The following is a 24,893-nucleotide window of genomic DNA, read 5'->3' as shown; positions in this document are numbered from 1 at the left end:
GGCCCAATCCCAAGCAGTCACCCGACCCGCGAGCTCGCCGGCACGTCCGGCCGGCTTCTGCCGCCGCAAGGTGGCGGAACCCGAGCTCGCGGGTCGTCTGCGTTCGAGCGGGCCCGTGCGTTTCCCGGGGCCGGGGGCCGCTGACCGCCCGAACGCGACCTGCGGCTTCAGGGGCTGAGCCGTTCCACCCGCCAGCTACCGTCCGGCCGGGCGACGTAGCGCAGGCGGTCGTGCAGGCGGTTCACGCGCCCCTGCCAGAACTCGACCGTCTCGGGAGCGATGCGGAAGCCGCCCCAGTGCGGGGGGACCGGGACCTTTTCGTCCTCGGGATAGCGGGCCTCCAGATCGGCGTAAGCCGCGTCCAATTCGGCACGGGAGGCGATCACCGAGGACTGGGCGCTGGCCCAGGCACCGAGCTGGGAGCCGTGCGGGCGGCTGCGGAAGTAGGCAGCCGTCTCGTCACGGCCGGTGCGGCGGGCGGTACCGGTGACGATCACCTGGCGGGCCAGCGGGTGCCAGGGGAAGAGCAGGCAGATGTGCGGGTTCTCCGCGAGGTCCCGGGCCTTGCGGGAGTCGTAGTTGGTGAAGAACACGAAGCCGTCGGTGTCGAACTGCTTCATCAGGACCGTGCGTGAGCTGGGGCGGCCGGCGGCGTCCGCTGTGGTGACGACCATCGCGTTGGGTTCGTAGAGCGTGCCGCGAAGGGTCGCACGGGCGGCGTCCTCGAACCAGCGGGCGAACTGGTCCATGGGGTGCGTGGCGAGGTCCCGTTCGGTGAGGCCCTCGGCCCGGTACTGCTTGCGCATGGCGGCGGGTTCGAGGACGGGGTCCAGGATGGGTTCGCTGTCGGTCACGCGGTCATCTTGCCGTATCGAATGGGTGTGGCACTCGGTGTCGCGCACTCTCCCCAAGCGTGGTACCGGGGATTATCGTGCTGGTTCCCTTGCGGATTGGGTGACCGCGGGTGACCAGCGCCCGATCGGGGCATCACCGGGGTGACCACCACCGACGATCACGAGGAGCCGCCTGATGTCCGATTTCGTACCCGGGCTCGAAGGAGTCATCGCGTTCGAGACGGAGATCGCCGAACCGGACAAGAAGGGCGGCGCCCTGCGCTACCGGGGCGTCGACATCGAGGACCTGGTCGGGAACGTCTCGTTCGGAAACGTGTGGGGGCTGCTGGTCGACGGCGCCTTCCATCCGGGGCTGCCGCCCGCCGAACCGTTCCCGATCCCGGTGCACTCCGGTGACATCCGCGTGGACGTGCAGTCCGCGCTGGCCATGCTCGCGCCGGTGTGGGGCCTACGGCCCCTGCTCGACATCGACGAACGACAGGCGCGGGAGGATCTCGCACGAGCCGCCGTGATGGCGCTGTCGTACGTCGCCCAGTCCGCGCGCGGGCAGGGGCTGCCGATGGTGCCGCAGCGGGAGATCGACAAGGCGCAGTCGGTCGTGGAGCGGTTCATGATCCGGTGGCGCGGCGAGCCGGACCCCAAGCACGTCGCGGCCGTGGACGCGTACTGGACCTCCGCCGCGGAGCACGGCATGAACGCGTCCACCTTTACCGCCCGGGTCATCGCCTCCACCGGCGCGGACGTCGCCGCCGCGTTGTCGGGTGCGGTCGGTGCGATGTCCGGCCCCCTGCACGGGGGTGCACCGTCGCGGGTGCTCGGGATGATCGAGGAGATCGAACGCACCGGGGACGCGGCGGGCTACGTCAAGACGGCCCTGGACCGGGGTGAGCGGCTGATGGGATTCGGGCACCGCGTGTACCGGGCTGAGGACCCGCGGGCGCGGGTGCTGCGGCGTACGGCGAAACAGCTCGGGGCACCGAGGTTCGAGATCGCCGAGGCCCTGGAGAAGGCCGCGCTGGAGGAGTTGCACAACCGGCGGCCGGACCGGGTGCTCGCCACCAACGTGGAGTTCTGGGCTGCCATCATGCTCGATTTCGCCAAAGTGCCGGCGCACATGTTCACGTCGATGTTCACCTGCGCACGGACCGCCGGGTGGTCGGCGCACATCCTTGAGCAGAAGCGGACGGGACGGCTGGTGCGGCCGACGGCGAGGTACGTGGGGCCGGGGCCGCGCAGCCCGCGGGACATCGAGGGGTACTCCGACATCGCCGACACCACCCGCTGAGCAGCGTCTCCGTACCCCCGCGCCGCGCCCCCGAGCAGCTCGATCCGCTCCGCGCCTCCTCCGGGAGGTGTCCCCGCCGCGAAGGAGGCGATCAGGCGTACGGGTTGGTCAGGCCGGTGTCAGAAGGCTCGCGTGGTGCCGTTCCGCCACCAGCGGGTGGGCCCGCAGCTTGCCCTTCAGCTCGTTGTAGCCGTACTGCGCGTACAACGGGTTCGACGGGTCGGTCGTGGCTCCAGGAGCCTCGGACGCGTGGGGGAAGGGCAGGGGCTCGATCCGCGCGTCCAGGCGGGGGTTGTGGAAGAAGGGGACGGAGAAGCGTTCCGTCGCCCCGGGCGGACTCACCACCCGATGGTTGGTCGCAAGGAGGTAACCGTTCGTCGCCACCTCCAGCAGTTCGCCGAGGTTGACCACGAAGGCGCCCTCGATGGGCGGTACGTCGTGGAAGCGGCCGTCCTCGCGCTGCACCTGGAGGCCGCCGACCGCGTCCTGCAACAGGAGGGTGAGGAAGCCGTAGTCCTTGTGCGCGCCCACGCCCTGGTCGGCGCCGTCGTCGGCGCTGCCGGGGTAGCGGACGAGCTTGAGGTGCGGGTGGGCACGGGCGCCGAAGACCGGGTCGTAGAAGCCGGCGGGGGCGCCGATGGCGGTCAGGAGCTCGCGTAGCAGACGCTCTGCGACCCCGCTCAGCCTGTCGATCCAGGCCAGGGCGGCGGTGCGCAAGCCGGGGAGGGCGGCCGGCCACTGGTTGGGGCCCTGCAGCCACCAGTACGGGGGCTCGCCGGGGCCGGGGACGCGGGCCGGGCGTTCGGCACCGATGTCGAGCTGGTCCCGCCAATCGCGGGCGCCACCGGTGCGTTCGTCGCCGGTGCGGGTGTAGCCGCGGAAGTGCGGGGAGTTCACGTTGTCGAGGGCGAGCCGGTCGGCCTCCGGGAGGGCGAAGAAGGCACGCATGGCAGTGAGCAGTGCGTCGGTCTCGCCCCGGGTGACACCGTGGCCGACGAGTTGGAAGAAGCCGACGTCGTGGGCGGCGCTGTGCAATTGGGCATGCAGCAGGGCGCGGGCCCGGGGACCGCGGTCGGCGGCCGACAGGTCGATGATCGGGAGCTGGTCGTACGACGGGGTCGTCGCGGTGTGCGTGGTCATGATGCGTCCGCAGGGTCTACGGGGCACGGGTGGCCGCCAGGGGTGCGGCGGACCCCGGGTGCCGGAAAGGGAGAGGAAACCGGAAGGCGGTGAAGGGGGCCGGGTCAGGCGGAGAAGCGCCGACAGCCCATGCTCGTGACGCGCACGTAGTCCACGTGGCGGCGGCGGACGAGCATCAGAAGCATGCGGTAAGGGTACTGCGCGCCGCGGGATACGCGTGTGGCCTCGATCACAGGGGGAGCACAGGGGAAGGGGCGGGGAGGCCGGAACCAGTCGAGGCCGCCGCCGTACGGCGGCGGCCCGCGGCTCGGCGTTGCGATGACCGCGCCGCGCGGGCGCCGGGCCCGCAGTGCGCGTCGCCCGGTGCCGGGCCCGGCAGCGCCGCTCAGCCCAGCGCCTGCTCCAGTAGTCCCGCCCACTGGGCGACGACCCGTTCGCGGCGGGCGGTGTCGTCGGTGAGGAGGTTGGCGAGGCCGAGGCCGCGGGCCATGTCCAGGAGTCCCTGGACGGTTTCACGGACACCGGGAAGGCTCTCGTCGGCGCCGAGGAGGTCGATGGCGATGCGGTGGGTCTCGCGCCCGACACGGGCCTCCAGCTCGGTCACGCGCGGGCGCAGCTGTTCCTCGTCACAAGCAGCGACCCACAGGTGCAGGGCGGCACGGAAGAGGGGGCCGGTGTAGAGGTCGACGAGGGCCGCGACAATGGCTCGGCGGTCTTCCACGGCGCCCTGCGGGAACAGGGCCCTGAGCGCCGTGGAGCGTTCTTCGGCGACGTACTCGACGGCCGCGGTGAACAGGTCCTCGCGGGTTGGGAAGTGGTGCTGGGCAGCCCCTCGGGAGACACCGGCGCGTTCGGCGACGACGGCGACGGTGGAGCCCGCCCAGCCGTGCTCGGCGAGGCAGGACACGGCGGCCTCCAGCAGCCGCTGCCGAGTGGCCCGGCTGCGGTCCTGCTTGGGCACCCGTTCACGTTCCGCCGTCGTGCTCACGCGCTCACACCACCCATGCCGCGTCCCGTCTCTCCAGAAAGGCCGTCATCCCCTCCCGGGCCTGGGCCGAGGAGAACAGCCGGGCCGAGAGCGCAGTCAGGTCGGCCGCGTCCCGGTCGAATGTTTCCAGCACCTTAGCCGTGAGCAGCCGCTTCGTCTCGGCCAGGGCCTGGGGGGAGGAACGGCGCAGCCCGTCGAGGATGGGGGAGAGGGCCTCGTCCACGTCCTCGGCCGTGGTCGTGAGCAGGCCCAGGCGTACGGCCTCGGCCGGGTCGAGACGTTCACCGGTGAGGTAGTAGCGGGCCAGGGCGCGGGGGTCGGTGCGGGGGACGACACAGAGGGAGATCACCGCCGGTGCGACACCGATGCGGACCTCGGTGAAGGCGAAGGTGGCCTCGCGGGAGGCGGCGGCCAGATCGCAGGCGGCCAGGAGACCGAGGCCGCCCGCGCGAACGTGTCCGGTCACCCGGGCGATGACCGGTTTGGGTAGCTCGATGATCTGTCGGAGCAAGTCCACCAACGCTTCGGGGGCGGGTGGGTCGCGCAGGTCGGCGCCGGCGCAGAAGGTGGTGCCGGTGTGGGTGAGGACGACCGCCCGTACCTCCGGGTCCTTGCCGCAGTCGGTCAGCGCGTCGGCGAGGCCGGAGACGAGGGCCGAGGAGAGGGCGTTGCGGGTGGCGGTGGCGTCCAGGCTGAGGGTTTCCACGGCCCGCGCGCGGGTGCGTGCGATCGGTGTCACGGCTGCTCCCGCGGTGCGCGCGGTGCGCGGTCACTCGGTTCGCTTCCGCGGTCATGCGGTCCAGGTTCACGGTCCCGCAGTTCACGGCGGAGGATCTTGCCGGAAACGGCCCGCGGAACGGTGTCGGTGAAGGTCACCTTGCGGATGCGTTTGTAGGGGGCGACGCGTTCGGCGACGTGCATGAGGATCTCGTTCTCGGTCAGGTCCTCGGCGTCCGGCCGGCGGACGACGAACGCGTGCGGGACCTCGTTGCCGTCCTCGTTACGGGAGCCGATGACGGCGGCGTCGGCGATTTTGGGGTGAGTGAGCAGCAGTGCCTCCAGTTCGGCGGGCGCCACCTGGAACCCCTTGTACTTGATGAGTTCCTTGACCCGGTCGACGACGAAGAGCCAGCCATCGGCGTCGACCTGGCCCACGTCCCCGGTGTGCACCCAGCCGTCGGCGTCGATCATGTCGGCGGTGGCATCGGGGCGACCGAGGTAGCCCTTCATCACCTGGGGTCCGCGGATCAGGATCTCGCCCGCCTCACCGGCGCCGAGGTCCTTGCCGGGGTCGTCCAGGGAGACGATCCGCATCTCGGTTCCGGCGATGAGCCTGCCGACCGTCCCGGCCGGTGCCTGGTGCAGGCGGTCGAGGGGGACCACGTGGGTGCCGGGGGACAGTTCCGTCATGCCGTAGGCCTGGCCGATCGGGGGCAGGCCGAGGCGTGCGGAGCAGGCGAGGGCGAGCGCCGCGTCCAGCGGGGCGGCGGCGCTGATGACGTACTTCAGGGAGGACAGGTCGTAGCGGCTGACCGCCGGGTGCTTGGCGAGGGCCAGGACGATCGGTGGGGCGACGTACAGGCCGGTGATGCGGTGGGTCTCGATCGCGGCGAGGAAGTCCTCCAGGACGAAGCGGGGCAGGACGACGACCGTGGCGCCGTTGCGCAACGGCGCGTTCATCAGTGCGGTCAACCCGTATATGTGGAAGAACGGCAGCACTGCGAGGATGCGGTCGCCAGGACCGGCCGAGACGGCCGGTTCCAGCTGGGCGAGGTTGGTGGCGATCTGCCGGTGGGTGAGCATCACGCCCTTGGGGACGCCGGTGGTGCCGGATGAGTACGGCAGCGCGGCGATGTCCTCGGCCGGGTCGAAGCCGATCTGCGGTTCGGGGGCGCTGGAGGCCAGCATGTCGATGAGCGAACGGTGGCCGGGGGCGCCGTCGCACACGAAGATCTCCCTTGTTCCGCCCGCGAGTTCAGCGGCCCGGCGGGCGGTCTCCAGCAACGGGGAGACGGTGACGATCCAGCGGGCGCCACTGTCGATGAGCTGCTTGGCGAACTCCTCGGACGTGGCGAGCGGGTGCACCATGGTGACGGCGGCACCCGCGCGCGTGGCCGCGTAGAAGGCGGTCGGGAAGGCGATCGTGTTCGGGCTGTGCAGGGCGAGGACGTCGCCCTTGCGCACGCCCGCGTCGGCGAACGCGGCGGCGATGCGCCGGTGGAACCGGTCCACCTGCTCGTACGTCAGGGTGGTGCCGTCCGTGCCGTCGATCAGCGCGGGCTGCTCCCCGAACTCGGCGGCCCGGCCCAGAACGGCTTCGTGAATGGGGAGTTCCACGGGCGGGACAGCTGCGTACTCACTGCGGAACACGGTTCCTCCAAGAGGATCGACGGTCGCCTAGTACGACTTGGGCAGGCCCAGAGTCTGGTGGGAGACGTAGTTGAGAATCATCTCCCGGCTCACCGGGGCGATGCGAGCCACGCGCGCGGCCGTTATCAGGGAGGCGAGCCCGAACTCCCGGGTGAGGCCGTTGCCGCCGAGCGTGTGCACGGCCTGGTCGACGGCTTTCACGCAGGCCTCCCCCGCCGCGTACTTGGCCATGTTGGCTGCCTCACCCGCACCGGCGTCGTCGCCCCGGTCGTAGAGGTGGGCCGCCTTCTGCATCATCAGCCGGGCCAGTTCCAGATCGATGTGCGCCTGCGCAAGGGGGTGGGCGATGGCCTGGTGGGCGCCGATGGGGGCCTTCCACACCGTGCGGTCACGGGCGTACTCGATCGCCTTCGACAGGGCGTAGCGGCCCATGCCGACGGCGAACGCGGCCGTCATGATCCGCTCCGGGTTGAGCCCGGCGAACAATTGCAACAGACCGGCGTCCTCGTCGCCGACGAGCGCGGCGGCGGGCAGCCGCACATCGTCCAGGACCAGCTCGAACTGTTTCTCGGCGGCGTTGAGTTCCATGTCGATGGGGTTGCGCGAGAAGCCGTCCGCGTCCCGCGGCACGATGAACAGGCAGGGCTTGAGGCTGCCGGTGCGGGCGTCCTCGGTACGGCCGACGATGAGGGTGGCGTCGGCCTGGTCCACACCGGAGACGAACACCTTGCGGCCGGTCAGGAGCCAGTCGGCGCCGTCCCTGCGTGCCGTCGTGGTGATGCGGTGGCTGTTGGAACCGGCGTCGGGCTCGGTGATGCCGAAGGCCATGGTGCGGGAGCCGTCGGCGAGGCCGGGGAGCCAGCGGCGTTTCTGCTCCTCGGTACCGAAGCGTGAGATGACGGTTCCGCAGATGGCGGGCGAGACCACCAGCATCAGCAGGGGGGATCCGGCCGCACCCAATTCCTCCAGCACGATGGACAGTTCCGCAATCCCGCCCCCTCCGCCGCCGTACTCCTCCGGCAGGTTGACGCCGAGGTAGCCCAGTTTGCCGGCCTCGGACCAGAGTTCGGTGGGGTGGCGACCTTCGGTGATGGTACGGGTGAGGTAGTCGCGGCCGTAGCGTCTGCCCAGGGCGGACACCGCGGATCGGAGGGCCTTGTGTTCTTCGGACTCGATGACGGAGGTCATGGGTCTCCTAGGAAGGGGATTCCTGCACTACGGCGAGCAACGTGCCCGGCTCCACCTGCTGGCCGGGGGCGGCCTGCAGGGCGGTGAGTGTTCCGGCGACCGGTGCCGTGATCTCGTGCTGCATCTTCATCGCCTCCAGCCAGATCAGCGGCTGTCCCGCGCGAACCGCGGCCCCTTCGGTCAGGCCCTCGGCGACACGGACGACCGTGCCCGGCATCGGGGCCAGCAGCGAACCCGGCGTGAGTGGGGCGTCCGGGGCCGGGAATCGGGGCAGGGCGGTGAGGCGGACGGTGTTGACATACACCTGGTCGCCGTAGCGCGCGACGGTGAATTTCCTTTGGACGCCGCCCACTTCGAGGCTGACCAGGTGCGCGTCGGCATGTACGACCCGGACGCCCTCGGCGGCGAGGCCGGCGCGGGTGTGCCGGTAGTGGACCTCGTGCTCCTCGCCCGCCATCTCGTACCGCTTTGCCTGGGGCTGGGACGGTACGTTGCGCCAGCCGCCGAAACGGGAGCGTCCGTGGGCGTCGGCGAGGGCGGCGGCCAGGGGCGCATGCGGATCGGCGGCTGTTGCCGTCAGCTCGGCCAGGTGGCGGTCGTAGAAAGCGGTGTCCATGCGGGCGGCCGTGAACTCCTCGTGCCGCAGGGAACGGATCAGCAGGTCCCGGTTGGTGTCCGGGCCGTGGATCGCGGCGGCTTCGAGGGCGCAGGCGAGTCTGCGGACGGCCTCCGCACGGGTGGGCGCGTGGGCGACGACCTTGGCGAGCATCGGGTCGTAGTGGACGCCGATGGTGTCCCCGTCGGTGTAGCCGGTGTCCAGGCGGACGCCGGCCGGTACGGCGAGGTGGTGCAGGACTCCGGTCTGCGGGGCCCAGTCGCGGGCGGGGTCCTCGGCGTACAGGCGGGCTTCGACCGCGTGGCCGCGCGGGAGTGGCGGACTCCCTCCCAGGGGTTGTCCCTCGGCCACCCGTATCTGTTCCGCCACCAGGTCGATGCCGAACACCGCCTCGGTGACGGGGTGTTCGACCTGGAGACGAGTGTTCATCTCCAGGAAGTGTGTGCGGCCGTCGGCGACCAGGAACTCAACCGTGCCCGCGCCGGCGTACGAGACGGACCGCGCGGCGCGTACGGCCAGGGCGTACAGCTCCTCAGTGAGCGCGTCCGGCAGGCCCGGCGCCGGGGCTTCCTCGACGACCTTCTGGTGGCGACGCTGCAGGGAGCAGTCGCGGGTGCCCAGCGGCCACACCGTGCCGTGGGTGTCAGCCAGGATCTGCACCTCGATGTGGCGGCCGTGCTCGATGTACGGCTCCACGAAGACCTCGCCGTCGCCGAAGGCGCTCGCGGCCTCGGCGCGCGCGCTCTCCAGCGCGGCCTCCAGCTCCTCCAGACGGCGCACGATCCGCATCCCGCGTCCCCCGCCGCCCGCCGCCGCCTTCACCAGCACCGGTAGGTCGGTCTGGGTGACCTCGGCCTCGCCGAGCGGTGCGAGGCCCATCAGCTGCTTGGCGCGAGTCTTGGACGCCATGGCTTCGATGGCCTGCGGCGGCGGGCCGATCCAGACCAGGCCGGCGTCGCGGACGGCCCGCGCGAAGTCGGCGTTCTCGGACAGGAAGCCGTAGCCGGGGTGCACCGCGTCGGCGCCGGCCGCCAGGGCCGCTTTCACGATCAGGTCGCCGCGCAGGTACGTCTCCGCGGGCGCGGCCCCCGGCAGTCTCACCGCCGTGTCGGCCAGGCGCGCGTGGCGGGCGTTCTCATCGGCGTCGGAGTACACGGCGACGGTCCGGATTCCCAGCGCACCGCAGGTGCGGAAGATCCGGCAGGCGATCTCGCCCCGGTTGGCGACAAGCACAGAAGTGATCACTGGGTCCCTCACATCCGGAAGACGCCGAAGCCGCCGCGCGCACCCTCGTAGGGGGCGGTGTGGATGGCGGACAGGCACAGGCCGAGCACGGTGCGGGTGTCGCGCGGGTCGATGACGCCGTCGTCGTACAGGCGTCCGGACAGGAACATGGGCAGCGACTCGGACTCGATCTGCTGCTCCACCATCGCGCGCAGGGCGGCGTCCGCGTCCTCGTCGTACGGCCGCCCCTTCGCCGCCGCCGACTGCCGGGCGACGATCGACAGCACGCCCGCGAGCTGTTGCGGCCCCATGACCGCGGACTTGGCACCGGGCCAGGCGAACAGGAAGCGCGGGTCGTAGGCCCGTCCGCACATGCCGTAGTGCCCGGCGCCGTACGACGCCCCCATGAGCACGGACAAGTGAGGGACGCGGGAATTGGACACCGCGTTGATCATCATCGCACCGTGCTTGATGATCCCTCCCTGCTCATACTCCTTGCCGACCATGTAGCCGGTGGTGTTGTGCAGGAAGAGCAGCGGGATGTCGCGCTGGTTGGCGAGCTGGATGAACTGGGCGGCCTTCTGGGACTCCTCGCTGAACAGCACTCCCTGGGCGTTGGCCAGGATGCCGAGCGGGTAGCCGTGCAGGCTGGCCCAGCCGGTCGCGAGGCTCGTCCCGTACAGCGGCTTGAACTCGTCGAAGTCGGAGGCGTCCACGATCCGGGCGATGACCTCGCGCGGGTCGAAGGGGGTCTTCAGGTCCCCGGGGACGATGCCGAGCAGCTCGTCCTCGTCATAGGTGGGCGGCTCGGCCGGACCGGGGTCGGAGTGGGCCTTGCGGTGGTGGAGACGGGCCACGACCCGCCGCGCCTGCCGCAGCGCGTCCGGCTCGTCGACCGCGAAGTAGTCGGCCAGACCCGAAACCCGAGCGTGCATCTCGGCGCCGCCCAGGGACTCGTCGTCGCTCTCCTCACCCGTCGCCATCTTCACCAGCGGCGGCCCGCCGAGAAAGACCTTCGCCCGCTCCTTGACCATGATCACGTGGTCGGACATGCCGGGGACGTAGGCGCCGCCGGCCGTGGAGTTGCCGAAGACGACCGCGATCGTCGGGATGCCGGCGGCGGAGAGCCGGGTGAGATCGCGGAAGATGGCCCCGCCGGGAATGAAGATCTCCTTCTGGGAGGGCAGATCCGCACCGCCCGACTCCACCAGGCTGATGCAGGGCAGCCGGTTGGCGAGCGCGATGTCGTTGGCGCGCAGCGCCTTCTTCAGGCTCCAGGGGTTGCTGGCGCCCCCGCGCACGGTCGGGTCGTTCGCGGTGATCAGGCACTCCGCTCCCTCGACCACGCCGATGCCGGTCACCAGGGAGGCGCCGACGGTGTAGTCACTGCCCCAGGCGGCCAGCGGGGACAGCTCCAGGAACGGGGTGTCGGGGTCCAGCAGCAGCTCGATGCGCTCGCGGGCGAGCAGTTTGCCGCGTTCGCGATGCCGGGCGATGTACTTCTCGCCGCCGCCCGCGAGCGCTTTGGTGTGCTCGGCCTCCAGTTCGGCGAGCTTGCCGAGCATGGCCCCGCGGTTCGCCCGGTAAGCGGGGCCGGCGGTGTCGAGGGCGGTATGCAGAACCGTCACAGCAAAGCCTCCGGGATGTCCAGGTGGCGCGAGCGCAGCCACTCACCGAGCGCCTTGGCCTGCGGGTCGAAACGGTGCCTGGCGGCGACGCCCGCACCGAGGACGCCGGTGACGACGAAGTTCAGGGCGCGCAGGTTCGGAAGCACGTGCCGGGCGACGGGCAGGTCCCGGCTCTCGGGGATCAGCTGCCGGAAACGGTCGGCAGTCAGTTCGTGGGCGAGCCACCGCCAGGCCTCCTCCGACCGCGCCCACACCCCGACGTTGGCGTTTCCTCCCTTGTCCCCGCTGCGGGCCCCGGCAACCAGACCGAGCGGCGCGTGCCGGGTCGGGCCGGACGGCAGCGGGGCGGGCAGCGGCGGGGGCGGTACGGCATCCAGGGGGCCGCTGCCCTGGGCATGGCTGCGCTGGGGCGGTGGCACAGGAACACGGCGGCCGTCGTGGAGGACAGCCATATGGTCGACGGCCCCTTGGGGGACGTACACATCCTCGAAGACCCCGTAGGGTGCACCCTTTTCCGGTGGGGACAACACATGGAAGCCCGGGTAGCTGCCCAGCGCCAGTTCCACGGCGGCCCCGCTCAACGCCCGCCCCACGACCTGCTCGTCCGGGTCCCGCACGACGAGCCGCAGCAGGGCGCTGGCCGTCTCCTCGGTGTCGGCGTCGACACGGTCGGTGCGTACCAGCTCCCACCGCACCTCTGCGGGCGGCGACTTGGCGAGCGCGTCGGACAGCTGCTCTCGCACGAGGGCTGCCTTGGCCTCGATGTCGAGTCCGGTGAGGACGAAGACGACCTCGTTGCGGAAACCACCGAGCCTGTTCAGCCCGGCCTTGAGAGTCGGCGGCGGCGCTTCCCCGCGCACCCCGTCGATCCGCACCCGGTCCGGCCCGTCCTGGCTCAGCCGAACGGTGTCCAGCCGGGCGGTGACGTCGGGCCCGGCATACCGTGCCCCGCCGGTCTCGTAGAGCAACTGGGCGGTGACCGTGCCCACGTCGACGAAGCCGCCGGTTCCAGGATGTTTGGTGATCACGCTACTGCCGTCGGCGTGGATCTCGGCGAGCGGGAAGCCGGGACGGCGCACGTCCCCCTCCTGGAAGAACGCGTAGTTGCCACCGGTGGCCTGCGTCCCGCACTCCAGTACGTGCCCGGCCACGACGGCGCCCGCGAGACGGTCGTACACCCCCGGCTCCCCGGGCCGCCAGCCGAAGTGGGCGGCGGCCGGACCGGTGACGAGCGCCGCGTCGGTGACCCGCCCGGTGACGACCACGTCCGCGCCCGCCCGCAGGCACTCGGCGATGCCGAAACCGCCGAGGTAGGCGTGGGCAGCGAGGGTCCCGGTGGGGATTCCCCCTGCCCCGGCGGTGCCGAGGACCTGGGGGAGGCGGGAGAGGAGGTCATCCCCCGCGACGTGGGCCACGTTCACCGGGATGCCCAGACGACCGGCCACATCCCGCACCGCGTCCGCGAGTCCGGCCGGATTGAGGCCACCCGCGTTGGTGACGATCCGCACCCCGCGTTCATGGGCGAGACCGAGACAGTCCTCCAGCTGGCGCAGGAATGTTCGGGCGTATCCGGCGCGGGGGTCCTTCAACCGGTCCCGGCCGAGGATCAGCATGGTCAGTTCGGCCAGGTAGTCACCGGTGAGGACGTCGATCCCGCCACCGGTGAGCATCTCGCGCAGGGCGGTGAAGCGGTCACCGTAGAAGCCTGAGAAGTTTCCGATGCGCAGAACCGTCACGCCGGACCCTCCTTCGCCGGACGGCCGCCGCCCGACGGGCCGGCGAAGGCCTGGGCGATGTCCAACCAACGGTCCGCGTCCTGCCCCACCGCGTCCAGGGCGAGGTCGGCCCGGTGGGCACGCTGGGTGACGAGGAGACAGAAGTCGAGGGCGGGGCCGGTCACGCGTTGCGGGGCGTCGACCGGGCCGAAGGACCACAACGTGCCGGTCGGTGAGGTGAGTTCCACGCGGAACTCACCGGAGGGCGGAGTGAGGCCGTGGACGCCGTAGGCGAAGTCGCGCGTCCGTGCACCGAGCCGGGCGATGTGCCGGAGGCGGTCGGTGGGAGGGCGGTTGACGCCCAGGGCCTCCGCCACGTCCTGTCCGTGGGCCCAGGTCTCCATGAGACGGGCGGTGGCCATGGAGGCCACGGACATGGGCGGGCCGTACCAGGGGAATCGTGCTCCGGGTGAGGCGGCGCGCAGGGCCCGGTCGAGGGCTGTGCGCCCGCCGCGCCACGCCGTCAGCAGCTCTGCGGGCGGCAGCTGGGCACCCTCCTCCGCGCCCTCGTCCACAAATGAGTCGGGCTTGCTCAGTGCCTTCTCGACCAGCGCGCGGAAGCCGTCCTCGTCGGTGACGGAGAGCAGCGCCGACTGGTCGGTCCAGGCCAGGTGGGCGATCTGGTGAGCGACGGTCCAACCGGGGGCGGGCGTCGCGAGTGCCCACTGCGTGGGTGTCAACTCAGCGACGAGCACGTCCAGTTCGTCACTCTCGGCACAGAGATCGTCGATCACGGGCGTCGGGTCGGCCATGGGGGGAGCATGGCAGCGCAGGAAGAAACAATCAAGCACGCTTGCATGAATTTGGCCGTGCAGTTCCAATCCCGGTACGCACACAGGACCCCGGGCGCTCTCACTGAGAAGACCGCGCCAGGCGACTGCGACCCGCCCCAGGACAGCGGCAGCGGCAGAGGACAGGGGGGCCTGATCGCTGACCGAAGGCGCTGTCGCGGTTCGCGCACTCACAGCGGGCGGGATCGGGCGTGGTCGCATTGACGCATGAGCCCTCACCGACGACCGATCCGGGCCGACGAGTAGCCACTACTGCGGAACTCGGGCCCTCGCCGACCCGCCCCGAGTTTGCACCCACCAGAGATGCCGCCACCCCGCTACTCGGTGGTACCGTATAGTGGTACTCGTTAGCACGTAGTACCGACAGGGCTGAGGAGCACCCGCGATGGACGACCTGACGGAGATGTTGAAGGGCACGCTCGAAGGGTGCGTACTCGAAATCATCGGCAGCGAGGAAACCTACGGGTACGCCATCACCCGTCAGCTGAACGAGCTCGGCTTCACCGACGTCATCGAGGGGACGGTGTACACGATCTTGCTGCGACTGGAGAGGAACGGACTCGTCCAGGTGACCAAACGACCATCCGGGGTCGGTCCACCGCGCAAGTTCTATGCGCTCAACGACGCCGGACGCGAGGAACTGGCGAAGTTCTGGGCGAAATGGCAGTACGTCTCCTCACGTATCGACAGGCTCAAGGAGGGCGGGAGATGAACTTCTGGGAAACCGTCACGGGCAGTGATCTCACCCGGGATTGGAAGGCCTTCGAAGCCAGGGCCGAGGCCCTGCCAGACGACTACCGGGCGGCATGGGGACAGATCAAGGGCCACTTCTCCCCCCATGCGGACTTCACCGGCCGCAACTTGACACCGCTCCTCGACGCCGCCCTGGGGCTGCTCGAAGAAGCAGCGACGGACGGGCAGAGCGTCCACGAGGTGCTCGGCGACGACATCCGGGGCTTTTGCACGGCGTTGGTCGGTGGAGAAGGGGCTCGAACCCATCGCGACCGGTGGCGCCAGCAGTTGAACAGGAACGTCGCAAGGAAATTGAGCCGGCTGGGAGGCTGACGTGAGCATCCAAGACATCATCGAGGGCAAGAAACAGTGGCGGGCACACGTGGCTCGGGTCAGGGCTCTCCCGCCGGACTACCAAATCGTCTACAAGGAGATGCAGAAGTACCTGTTCAAGGTCGGCCCGATCAGCCTGCCTGACGGGCCCCTGCTCCCCGGGATCGTCGACTTCTTCGAAGAGGGCGTGGCCGCGGACAAGGGAGTCTTGGAACTCATCGGCACCGACGTCGCCGCGTTCTGCGACGGCCTGGTCAAGGACTCTCCCACCTATGCGGACGCCTACCAGGAATCCATCAGCGGGGAACCCGGCGCTGCCGCGAAGTAACACCCGCCGCCCCATGCCGAAGGGCGTGGCCCACCCGAGCGGGTTCGTTCGCCTCGGTGCAGCGCGCACCGGCACCGGTCGATTGGCCACCAGATCCTGTCCACCAAGGAGGTCGAGCAGGTCGCGACCTGACTCAGCTGGGTCAACGCCGGCAACGTCCCCAAAGCGGCAGTCCAGGCGGAGGGGGCCCGCGCCTCCGCCGCCCAGCTGCGGGCCGAGATCGAGGGCACTGCGTGACCGTCGAGCAGCACCTTCGCGCTCACTCCTCGCCCTCGTGACCCTCGGCCTGGAACTGGACGACGGCGTCGCGTGCCTCCGGTTCCCGCACCTGGACCGCCGGCCGGCTCCTACCGCTCGTCCGGAAGGGGCCGCGGCTTCCCCCGCCCCACCTGAGTCCGCACGGCGCCGATACTCGCCGCGATGACGAGCCCGATCGCGGCGGCTTCCGCGGCGGACAGGGACTGACCGAGGACCAGGAAGCCGGCCGTCGCCGCGATGGCCGGTTCCAAGCTCATGAGGACGGCGAAGGTGGAGGCGGGCAGGCGGCGCAGGGCGAGGAGTTCGAGGGTGTAGGGCAGCACCGAGGAGAGCAGGGCCACCGCCGCCCCAAGGGCGACGGTGGTGGGATTCAGCAGGCGGGCACCAGCCTCGGCGATGCCCAGCGGGAGGAACAACAGTGCCGCCACGGCCATGGCCAGCGCCAAGCCGTCCGCCTGCGGGAAGCGACGCCCGGTGCGCGCACTGAAGATGATGTATGCCGCCCACATGGAGCCGGCACCCAGGGCAAAGGCGACGCCTATGGGGTCAAGGCCGCTGAAGCCTCCCCCGCCCAGCAGGAAGACACCCGCGAGAGCCAGACCCGCCCAGAGCGCGTTGACCGCACGACGGGAGGCCAGGACGGACAGGGTCAGCGGACCGAGCACTTCAAGGGTGACGGCGGGCCCCAGGGGGATTCGGGCCACCGCCTCGTAGAAGAGGCCGTTCATGGCCCCCATGGCGACGCCGAACACGATCACCGTGCTCCAGTCGGCGCGCGAGTGGCCGCGTAGCCGCGGACGGCAGACGAGGACGAGCACGACGGCCGCCGCGAGCAGACGCAGCGTCACGACTCCGAGCGCACCGGCCCGCGGCATCAGGGTCACCGCGAGGGCGCCACCGAACTGCACGGAAATACCGCCGGCCAGCACCAGTCCAACGGGCCCCAGCGAGCCGAGGCGACTGGGGGCACCCGGCGGTCTCGGGGCTACGGACTTAGGGGTGGTGGCGCTGGCGTCGGACGTGCTGCTGGCGGTGCTCACGGGCGGTCCTGGAGGTCCTGGGGCTGACTCGGCAAGGATCTTGTTCATCATGATGTACTGCCAAGTCCACAGTAATAGACTTCAACAGGAGTGTCACTGCTTTACGGCACTGTCCTGGATGGTGAGACGCATCTCGCTCAGCCGCCACCCCGGGGATCTTCGTCGCGGAACAGCGGCCGGCCGTCGGGCAGGGTCGTCGGGACGCGGTGGTGGGCCTCGGATGCGAGCTCGGGACGGGGCTGGAAAGCGGGACGGGGCCGGGGCCAAGTGGCAGCCTCGGGCCAGGAGGCGGCGTCGGGCCAAGGGGCGGCCTCAGGCGGGGAAGCGGTCTCGGACCGGCAGACGGGCCGGGGTCCCGGAGCGGACCAGGTGGGTTGGGCAGGCTGGGCGGGCTGACCGTCTGGGTGTCGGCTTCCCGGCGTGTGCTCGCGCGCCCGCACCTCCTCCCACAGCGGCATGCGCAACTCGCCCGTGTCCATCACCGCATTGTTCTGTGAGCGGTGCAACCGCGCATACGCCCCGCCCCGGGCGAGGAGCTCCTCGTGACGACCGGTCTCCACGATGCGGCCCCGGTCGACGACGATGATGCGGTCGGCGTCGGGGGCGAGGTTGAGGTCATGAGTGATCATGATCGTCGCGCGGCCGGCCATCAGCCGCCGCAGTGGCCTGACTACCCGGCGGGCAGCCATCGCGTCCAGGCCGGTCGTGGGCTCGTCCAGGACCAGGACGGGGGCGTCCCTCAGAATGGCGCGGGCGATGGCGAGCCGCTGGAGTTGACCGCCGGACAGACGGGCCGAGCCGGGGGCGATCGCAGTGTCGTAGCCGTGGGGGAGCCGGAGGATGAAGTCGTGCGCGTCGGCGGCCTTCGCGGCTTCCTCGACGGCCTGGTCGCTTGCCCCGGGCCGACCGCAGGCGATGTTGGCGCGGATCGTGTCGTGCAGCACCAGGGTCTCCTGTGGCAGCAGGGTGACGTACTCGCGCAGCCGGGCCAGCGGGAAGTCCCTCAGCGGTACACCGTCCAGGAGGATGTCACCCGCATCCGGGTCGTAGAAGCGGAGCAGCAGCTTGGAGACCGTGGACTTGCCCGCGCCGCTCGGGCCGGTGATGATCACCAGTTCGCCGGGCCTGGCGGTGAAGGACAGCCCTTCGAGAGCAGCCCCGGCGGCACCCGGGTAGCGGAAGGAGACGTCCCGCACCTGCACCGTGCCGTCCGGGCGTCCGGTCTCCGTGGCCCGGCGGGGGTCGGTGACCGAGGGCCTGACGTCCAGGATCTCGATGAGCCGCTCTGCGCCGGCGGTGGCCGCGGTGACCGTGAGACCCAGCTGGGCGAGACCACGCACGGGCGGGTAGAGGTAGCCGAGGAAGGCGGCGAAGGCGAGGAGCTGGCCGAGCGTCATCCGGCCGGTGGAGATCTCCCAGGCGCCGATGCCGATCACGGCGAGCACACAGACCGTCTCGATGACCTGGACGAGCTGCTCGTAGGCCTCGTTCAGACGGGCGGAGCGAACGGATGCGCGCAACCAAGCGTTCGCTTCCTCCTGCAGCCGGCGTCGCTCCGCGCCCCGGCGGTCGTAGGCCTGGGTGAGAACGATGTTGCCGAGCGACTCCTCCACCACGGAGGTGATCGCTCCGTCAGCGACCCGCCCCTCGCGGGAGACGTCCTTGACGGAGCTGGAGAAGCGGCGGGCGGCCAGCCAGAACAGGGGGGCGAGGACGAAGGTGGCGGCGGCCAGGTCCCAGCGGATCCAGAACGCGGCGACCGCGTAGAAGAGGGCGGAAAAGGCCGCCGAGGCGGCACCGAGCAGCCCGGACACCACCATCGTCTCGATCGCCTCGACGTCGCTGGTCAGTCGGGAGAGCAGATCGCCCTGGCGGTGGCGCTGAAAGAAGTGCGGGGGCATCTGCTGGACGTGGTCGAACACGTGCGCGCGCAGCCTCATCACGAATCGTTCGGTCGCCCAGGCGGCAAGGGAGTTGCCCACGTAGGCGACGAGCGCACCGGCCACGGCGATACCCAGCCACTTCGCGGCCGGGCTCCAGAACGCGGTGGGCGAGCCCTGCAAGGCATGGTCGGTGAGGTCACCGAACAGCAGGACCGCCTCCGTCTCGGCGAGCGCGGCGAGCACCGTGCACGACCAGGCCAGAAGAAGCCATTTTCTGAGCCCGCCGGTGAGCGGCCAGAAACGGCGGAATGCGGTGCGAGCAGGAATGCTGGGGGTGTCGTACCCGTATTCCTCTCCCTCTTCACCCATCACGAATTCCCTTCTGCATCACCTTCTTGGACGACAGGGGAAAGGGGTCGACGGTGCGCCATCGACCCCTTTCCGTTCAGCGCCGGATCACTAGTGGCAGTGGTGCCGACCGTGCAGCGGCTTGTGTGCGTGCTTCTTCGGCCTCGGCTTCGGCGGCGGCGGGAGGTGCTTCGCCCGGGGCTTGGGGGGCAGCGGGGCAAGCTTCTTGAAGCTCATTCCGACTCCTAATGTCGCACTTTTCTCGTGGCGTCTAATTCCGCGTCCGGAACCCGACACCGAAGAATCTACACGCATTCCGAGTTCCCGAACGGCAAAAATGGCAAAGGAGCGCTGTGAATCCCCTTGGAAAGGCTAGGTGTTGGTTTGAGAAGCTGAGAATGCGCCCTCAGCGGCGGGCCATGTAGACGTCCAGTGCCTTGTGCAGCAGCCGGTTCAGCGGGAAGTCCCACTCCCCCACGTACTCGACGGCCTCCCCGCCCGCGCCCACCTTGAAGCGGAGCAGACCGAGCAGGTGATCGGACTCCTCCAGGGTGTCCGTGATGCCCCGGAAGTCGTAGACGTGGGCTCCGAGTTCGTGGGCATCGGCCATCATCCGCCACTGCATCGCGTTGTTGGGCTGCACCTCGCGCTTGCGGCTCGTGGAGGCACCGTAGGAGTACCAGAGGTGACCGCCGACGATCAGCATGGTGGCCGCGGCCAGGACGTCCCCGTCGTGGTGGGCGAGGTACAGCCGCATGCGGTCGGGGTGTTCGGTGTTCAGCGCGGTCCACATGCGCTGGAAGTACGGCAGCGGGCGCGGGATGAACTGGTCCCGTTCGGCGGTCTCGGTGTACAGCCCGTAGAAGACCGACAGGTCTTCGTATCCCCCGCGGACCACCTTCACGCCCGCCTTCTCGGCCTTCTTGATGTTGCGTCGCCACTGCTGGTTGAGCCCGCGGTGGATGTCGTCCAACGACCGCCCTGCGAAAGGGATCTGGCACACATACCTGGGCTGGCCGGCGGCGAAGCCGTCCTCTCCGCCCGGCTCGGTCTGCTGCCAGCCCATGCGGCGCAGCCGGTCGGCGAGGTCGAAGGCCTCCGGCTCGTAGGACGTCGCCGGCACGTCCCGCAGCCGGTGCGTTTCGGGGTTGGCGATCGCGGCCTTGACCGCCTCGGGGCTCCATCTGCGTGCCACCACGGGCGGCCCCATCTTCACCGAGAAGGCGCCCCGGCTCTTGAGGTGGGCCAGCATCGGTTCCAGCCAGCGCTCCAGGTCGGGCGTACCCCAGTCGATGACCGGCCCCTCGGGCAGATAGGCCAGATAGCGCTTCACCCTGGGCAGGGGCCGCATCAGCACCAGGCCCACCCCGGCGAGCCGCCCGTCCGCTTCGAACCAGCCGAGGCTCTCCGCCCGCCAATCGGGTTTCACATCTCCCCAGGACGGCACCTGCATATGGCTGGCGGAAGGGCGGGAGGCCACGAAGGCCAGGTGTTCCGCACGGCTGATCGGCCGAAGGGTAAGGGTCATGCGGACTCCTTAGGGGTGGCTGGTCGCTGCCAGCCTATGAGCCAGGTCCCACGGCCTCCTGCTGGGCGAGGCACCGGTGTGCCCCCGTCGCCGCCGCACGTCCCCATCCGGGTGTCAGCGGTCGCTGGACGATCTCCCTGCGAGTTCCCCGAGCCCCCTGCCGTCAGCCAGGAGGCCCACGCCGCCAGGACCTCCGTGCGGGTCGCACGGGCGGGTAGGAAGCGGCCGGCCCACTGGACGATGTCCGGGCATGTGCACCTTCAGTGCGTCCTGGACCGCACAGGGGACGGGCAGCCGGGCGTATTCCCGTTCATCCGGCGCCCCCGGTCCGCATGTCCAGTGCCTCTGCCAGCACTTCCGCCAGGTGCCGTCCCCGGACCCCGGCCAGTTGCTCCAGCTGGGTACGGCAGGAGAAGCCGTCCGCGAGGATCGCCGTGCCTTCCGGGGCCTCTCGCACTACCGGCAGCAGCTGTTCCTCCGCGCAGGCGCGTGACACTTCGAAGTGGCCTTCCTCGAAACCGAAGTTGCCGGCGAGGCCACAGCAGCCTCCGCGCAACTCACCGGTGAGGCCGGCGGCCTCGCGCAGCCGGCGGTCGGGGGTGTCGCCGAGCACCGCGTGCTGGTGGCAGTGGGTCTGGCCGGCGACCGGGCGATCGACGGCGGGCGGGTTCCAGTCGGGGGCGTACCGTCCCAGTGCCTCGGCGAAGGTGAGTACCGCTGAGGACAGCCGGGCCGCGCGGGGGTCGTCGTACAGGAGTTCCGGGAGGTCGGTGCGAAGGGCCGCGGCGCAGCTCGGCTCCAGGACCACCACCGGCGCCCCGGCCCGCAGCACCGGCTCCATCAGGTCCAGTGTGCGGCGCAGCACTGCACGGGCCCGGTCCAGCTGGCCTGTGGAGACATAGGTCAGGCCGCAGCAGACCCGGCCCCGACGGGCCGTGAGCAGTGAGATCGCCGACTTCGACGTGCCGTCACCGATCGCTCCGCCGTGCGACAGGAGCGTGGGGGGCAGGGCCACCCGCAGGCCTGCGGCCTCCAGGACGCGGACGGCGGCCCGGCCGACGGACGGGGAGAAGTGTTCGGTGAAGGTGTCCGGCCAGAGGACGACCAGCCCGCCGGTGGCCTGTGCGGGTCTCCTGCCCCGCCACCACCGGCTGAACGTCTGTGGCGCCAGCCGCGGGATGTCTCGCTCCGGCGCGATGCCGCCCAGCCGTTTGCCGACACGGGCCAACGGCCCCACCGCCGCGAGGGCATTGAGCAGCGGAGCGGTGCGCGTGCGGGCGACCCAGCGCAGCCATTCGGGCAGTCGGCCCATGCTGTGGTGAGCAGCGGGACGGCGACGGCCGGCGTAGTGGTGGTGCAGGAACTCCGCCTTGTAGGTGGCCATGTCGACGCCCACCGGACAGTCCGAGCGACAGCCCTTGCAGGACAGGCACAGGTCGAGGGCGTCGCGGACCTCCGTGGACCGCCAGCTGTCGGTGACCGGATCGCCGGCGAGCATCTCGTACAACAGGTGGGCGCGGCCGCGGGTGGAGTGCTCCTCTTCACCGGTGGCCCGGTACGACGGGCACATCACAGCGGGTCCGGTCGCCGCGGCCGTACGGCACTTGGCGACGCCGACGCAGCGGCGGACGGCCGCGCGGAAGTCACCGCCGTCCGCCGGGTAGCCGAAGGCCACGTCGACCGGGCGGTGGGGCAGGACGGAGAAGCGGAGGTTCGTGTCGAGGGGGGCCGGCCGGACCAGCATGCCGGGGTTGAGCAGGTCGTCCGGGTCCCAGACCGACTTGGCACGCTCAAAGAGGGCGACCATCTCCGCGCCGTACATACGGGGCAGCAGTTCGGCCCGGGCCTGCCCGTCCCCGTGCTCCCCGGACAGTGAACCGCCGTGCTCCACCACCAGGTCGGCGAGTTCCCCGGAGAAGTGGCGGAAGCGGCCGACCCCGGCCTCGGTGAGCAGGTCGAAGTCGATGCGGACGTGGATGCAGCCGTCGCCGAAATGGCCGTACGGCGTGCCACGCAGGTCGTGGGCAGCGAGCAGGGCCCGGAAGTCGCGCAGGTAGGCGCCGAGCCGGGCGGGCGGCACCGCGCAGTCCTCCCAACCGGGCCACGCCTCTCCCGCGGGCCCTCGACGTCGCCCGGAAGGGGAGGTCCCCCCGTCGTCGGGCATGCGGGTGGCCGTGCCGCTGGCGTCTTCGCGGATGCGCCACAGGGCCCGTCGGTCGGCCGGGTCGGTCACCACCAGCGCGTCCACGACGTCGGCCGCGCGGACGATGTCCTGCGCGCGTGCACGTGCCTCGGCCGCCGAGTCCCCGCCGGTCTCCACGAACAGCCAGGCGCCGCCCTCCGGCAGTCCGGCGGGCGAGCGCACCAGGTCGGCGGCCATGCCCTCCACCGTGAGCGGCCGGTAGGGCAGCAGGCCCGCCGCGGCCTCGGCGGCGGCGCTCTCATCGCCGTAGGCCAGCACCGCCAGGGCACGTGCACGGGGCTCCTCGACCAGGCGGACGGCCGCCTCGGTGAGGATGCCCAGGGTGCCCTCCGAGCCGCAGAAGGAACGGGCGACGTCCGCACCCTTCTCCGGCAGCAGGGCGTCCAGCGCATACCCGGAGATGCGGCGGGGCAGGTCCGGGAAGCCGGTACGCAGGCGGGCCAGTTCCCCCTCCACCAGTTCCCGAAGTCCCTCGGGCGCCCCCGCCCAGTCCCGCCCGAGCCGCAGCCGCCGACCGCGCGCGGTGACCACGGACAGCTCGCGCACGCTGTCCGCGGTCGTCCCCCAGGCGACCGAGTGGGACCCGCAGGAGTTGTTGCCGATCATCCCGCCGAATGTGCACCGGCTGTGCGTGGCCGGGTCCGGACCGAACCGCAGTCCGTGCGGGGCGGCGGCCTCCTGAAGCCGGTCGAGCACCAGCCCGGGCTGCACGACGGCCGTGCGGGTGCCCGGATCCAACTCCAGCAGGTCGTTCATGTGCCTGGTGAAGTCCAGCACCACGCCGGTGCCCGTCGCCTGCCCGGCGATCGACGTGCCCCCGCCGCGCGCCACCACCGGCACTCCGCGCGCCCGACACGCCTCCAACACCGCGGCCACGTCGTCGGCGTCCCGTGGGGCCACGACACCGAGGGGGACCCGCCGGTAGTTGGAGGCGTCCATGGTGACCAGCGCCCGGGCGGTGACGCCGAAGCCGACCTCGCCGCGGACGGCCCTGCGCAGTTCCGCCTCAAGACCCGAGTGATCCGTCATGCCTCCAGGATGCATCCGATCACGCAGAGTTACCCCGACTTTTCCACAGCCTCGCGCATATGGTCGTACGACCCCCGCACGGCTCGTGCGCGATCTCCCCACGAACACCCCCGACCACCACCTTCGTCGTACAACCTCACAAGTCCACGGCTCGGCAGACTCGTCTCATCGGACGGACACGGTTCCGTACCGTTTCGTCCAGCCGATACCCTCCGAGTCGTGGCCGACATCCAGATCCCCGCTGACATCAAGCCCGCCGACGGACGTTTCGGCGCGGGCCCCTCCAAGGTGCGTACCGAGGCGCTGGAGGCGCTCGCCGCCACCGGAAGCTCCCTGCTCGGCACCTCCCACCGCCAGGCGCCCGTCAAGAACCTGGTCGGCAAGGTCCGCGAAGGCATCTCCGAGCTGTTCTCCCTCCCCGAGGGCTACGAGGTGATCCTCGGCAACGGCGGCTCCACCGCCTTCTGGGACATCGCCACCCACGGCCTGATCGAGGGCAAGTCCCAGCACCTCAGCTTCGGCGAGTTCTCCTCCAAGTTCGCCAAGGCCGCCAAGCTCGCCCCCTGGCTGGCCGAACCCACCGTCATCGCCACCGACCCCGGCACCCACCCGGAGGCACAGGCCGAGGCGGGCGTTGACGTCTACGCCTTCACCCACAACGAGACCTCCACCGGTGTCGCCATGCCGATCAAGCGCGTGGCCGGCGCCGACGAGGGCGCGCTCGTGCTCGTGGACGCCACCTCCGGCGCCGGCGGCCTCCCGGTCGACGTCGCCGAGACCGACGTCTACTACTTCGCCCCGCAGAAGTCTTTCGCCTCCGACGGCGGCCTGTGGATCGGTGTCTTCTCGCCCGCCGCGATCGAGCGCGCTGAGCGCATCCACGCCTCCGGCCGCCACGTCCCGGAGTTCTTCAGCCTCCCCACGGCGATCGACAACTCCCGCAAGAACCAGACGTACAACACCCCGGCCCTCGCCACCCTCTTCCTGCTGAACCAGCAGCTGGAGTGGCTCAACGGACAGGGCGGCCTCGCCTGGTCCACGGCCCGCACCAAGGACTCCTCGACCCGTCTGTACAGCTGGGCGGAGGAGTCGAAGTACGCCACGCCGTTCGTTTCGGACCCGGCCAAGCGCTCGCAGGTCATCGGCACGATCGACTTCGCCGACGAGGTCGACGCAGCCGCCGTCGCCAAGGTGCTGCGCGCCAACGGTATCGTGGACACCGAGCCGTACCGCAAGCTCGGCCGCAACCAGCTCCGCATCGCCATGTTCCCGGCGATCGACCCGGCGGACGTCGAGGCGCTGACGCAGTGCGTCGACTACGTGATCGACAGGCTCTGACCGCCGTGCCGCCA

The 24,893-nt window shown here is 70.7% G+C and carries 20 protein-coding genes; 5 read left to right on the top strand and 15 right to left on the bottom strand.

The window, feature by feature from the left end:
* Positions 1-167: 167 nt before the first annotated feature.
* Positions 168-854, bottom strand: a complete 687-nt coding sequence (gene pdxH, locus LK06_RS18695; protein WP_043433108.1) for a pyridoxamine 5'-phosphate oxidase — start codon at positions 852-854, stop codon at positions 168-170.
* A 175-nt stretch (positions 855-1,029) separates the two neighbouring features.
* On the opposite strand from pdxH, the gene LK06_RS18690 reads away from it, so the two are divergent.
* Positions 1,030-2,139: a citrate synthase 2 gene (locus LK06_RS18690; RefSeq protein WP_043433085.1), complete on the top strand. Its 1,110-nt coding sequence runs from the start codon at positions 1,030-1,032 to the stop codon at positions 2,137-2,139.
* Between the two features lie 108 nt (positions 2,140-2,247).
* Here LK06_RS18690 and LK06_RS18685 read toward each other — a convergent pair whose 3' ends face one another.
* The 9 genes from LK06_RS18685 to LK06_RS18645 all read right to left on the bottom strand — a co-directional run bounded on the left by LK06_RS18685 (position 2,248) and on the right by LK06_RS18645 (position 13,820).
* Positions 2,248-3,279, bottom strand: a complete 1,032-nt coding sequence (locus tag LK06_RS18685) for an isopenicillin N synthase family dioxygenase (protein WP_039650770.1) — start codon at positions 3,277-3,279, stop codon at positions 2,248-2,250.
* Between the two features lie 385 nt (positions 3,280-3,664).
* The gene (locus LK06_RS18680) at positions 3,665-4,267 is read right to left on the bottom strand and encodes a TetR/AcrR family transcriptional regulator (protein ID WP_039650769.1); all 603 of its coding nucleotides are present in this window, start codon (positions 4,265-4,267) and stop codon (positions 3,665-3,667) included.
* 4 nt (positions 4,268-4,271) lie between these two features.
* A complete protein-coding gene (locus LK06_RS18675) occupies positions 4,272-5,006 on the bottom strand; it encodes an enoyl-CoA hydratase family protein (RefSeq protein WP_039650767.1) in 735 nt (244 codons plus the stop codon).
* Positions 5,003-6,637: a 4-coumarate--CoA ligase family protein gene (locus LK06_RS18670; protein ID WP_078858779.1), complete on the bottom strand. Its 1,635-nt coding sequence runs from the start codon at positions 6,635-6,637 to the stop codon at positions 5,003-5,005. Before LK06_RS18670 ends, LK06_RS18675 begins: the two co-directional genes overlap by 4 nt.
* A gap of 27 nt (positions 6,638-6,664) precedes the next feature.
* Entirely contained in the window at positions 6,665-7,825 is a 1,161-nt protein-coding gene (locus tag LK06_RS18665; protein ID WP_039650765.1) for an acyl-CoA dehydrogenase family protein, read from the bottom strand.
* Positions 7,826-7,832: 7 nt separating this feature from the next.
* Positions 7,833-9,686, bottom strand: coding sequence for an acetyl/propionyl/methylcrotonyl-CoA carboxylase subunit alpha (locus LK06_RS18660; RefSeq protein ID WP_043433088.1), 1,854 nt, complete (start codon positions 9,684-9,686; stop codon positions 7,833-7,835).
* A gap of 8 nt (positions 9,687-9,694) precedes the next feature.
* A complete protein-coding gene (locus LK06_RS18655) occupies positions 9,695-11,293 on the bottom strand; it encodes an acyl-CoA carboxylase subunit beta (RefSeq protein WP_043406414.1) in 1,599 nt (532 codons plus the stop codon).
* Positions 11,290-13,029 carry an acyclic terpene utilization AtuA family protein gene (locus LK06_RS18650; protein WP_039650759.1) on the bottom strand — a complete coding sequence of 580 codons (1,740 nt, stop codon included), beginning with the start codon at positions 13,027-13,029 and terminating at the stop codon, positions 11,290-11,292. Before LK06_RS18650 ends, LK06_RS18655 begins: the two co-directional genes overlap by 4 nt.
* The gene (locus tag LK06_RS18645) at positions 13,026-13,820 is read right to left on the bottom strand and encodes a TIGR03084 family metal-binding protein (RefSeq protein ID WP_039650757.1); all 795 of its coding nucleotides are present in this window, start codon (positions 13,818-13,820) and stop codon (positions 13,026-13,028) included. The genes LK06_RS18650 and LK06_RS18645 overlap by 4 nt, the downstream gene beginning before the upstream one ends.
* A 424-nt stretch (positions 13,821-14,244) precedes the next feature.
* Here LK06_RS18645 and LK06_RS18640 point away from each other — a divergent pair, with 424 nt between their 5' ends.
* From LK06_RS18640 to LK06_RS18630, 3 genes are read left to right on the top strand one after another with little or no spacing between them, the layout of a single operon-like run.
* A complete protein-coding gene (locus LK06_RS18640; RefSeq protein ID WP_039650755.1) occupies positions 14,245-14,571 on the top strand; it encodes a PadR family transcriptional regulator in 327 nt (108 codons plus the stop codon).
* Complete coding sequence (locus LK06_RS18635) at positions 14,568-14,924, top strand: DUF1048 domain-containing protein (protein ID WP_039650753.1); 357 nt, start codon at positions 14,568-14,570, stop codon at positions 14,922-14,924. Before LK06_RS18640 ends, LK06_RS18635 begins: the two co-directional genes overlap by 4 nt.
* Before the next feature lies 1 nt (position 14,925).
* Entirely contained in the window at positions 14,926-15,252 is a 327-nt protein-coding gene (locus LK06_RS18630; protein WP_039650751.1) for a DUF1048 domain-containing protein, read from the top strand.
* Positions 15,253-15,599: 347 nt separating this feature from the next.
* On the opposite strand, the gene LK06_RS18625 is transcribed toward LK06_RS18630, so the two are convergent.
* The 5 genes from LK06_RS18625 to LK06_RS18610 form a co-directional block, all read right to left on the bottom strand.
* Complete coding sequence (locus LK06_RS18625; RefSeq protein ID WP_039650749.1) at positions 15,600-16,550, bottom strand: EamA family transporter; 951 nt, start codon at positions 16,548-16,550, stop codon at positions 15,600-15,602.
* A 137-nt stretch (positions 16,551-16,687) separates the two neighbouring features.
* Positions 16,688-18,802 (bottom strand): ABC transporter ATP-binding protein, encoded by a 2,115-nt coding sequence (locus tag LK06_RS18620; protein ID WP_039650746.1) that lies wholly within the window; start codon positions 18,800-18,802, stop codon positions 16,688-16,690.
* A 90-nt stretch (positions 18,803-18,892) separates the two neighbouring features.
* Positions 18,893-19,018 carry a hypothetical protein gene (locus tag LK06_RS34910; protein WP_267886078.1) on the bottom strand — a complete coding sequence of 42 codons (126 nt, stop codon included), beginning with the start codon at positions 19,016-19,018 and terminating at the stop codon, positions 18,893-18,895.
* Positions 19,019-19,187: 169 nt separating this feature from the next.
* On the bottom strand, positions 19,188-20,309 hold the full coding sequence (locus tag LK06_RS18615) for a lipid II:glycine glycyltransferase FemX (protein WP_043433089.1): 1,122 nt from the start codon (positions 20,307-20,309) through the stop codon (positions 19,188-19,190).
* A gap of 310 nt (positions 20,310-20,619) precedes the next feature.
* On the bottom strand, positions 20,620-23,541 hold the full coding sequence (locus LK06_RS18610) for an FAD-binding and (Fe-S)-binding domain-containing protein (protein WP_043433092.1): 2,922 nt from the start codon (positions 23,539-23,541) through the stop codon (positions 20,620-20,622).
* Between the two features lie 219 nt (positions 23,542-23,760).
* On the opposite strand from LK06_RS18610, the gene serC reads away from it, so the two are divergent.
* Positions 23,761-24,879, top strand: coding sequence for a phosphoserine transaminase (gene serC / locus LK06_RS18605; protein ID WP_039650740.1), 1,119 nt, complete (start codon positions 23,761-23,763; stop codon positions 24,877-24,879).
* Positions 24,880-24,893: the final 14 nt, after the last annotated feature.

Origin of the sequence: Streptomyces pluripotens, from assembly GCF_000802245.2 — a bacterium.
Classification (GTDB): Bacteria; Actinomycetota; Actinomycetes; order Streptomycetales; family Streptomycetaceae; genus Streptomyces; species Streptomyces pluripotens.
The sequence above is the reverse complement of the archived record's forward strand: the minus strand, read 5'-3'. Positions and strand labels throughout refer to the sequence as shown.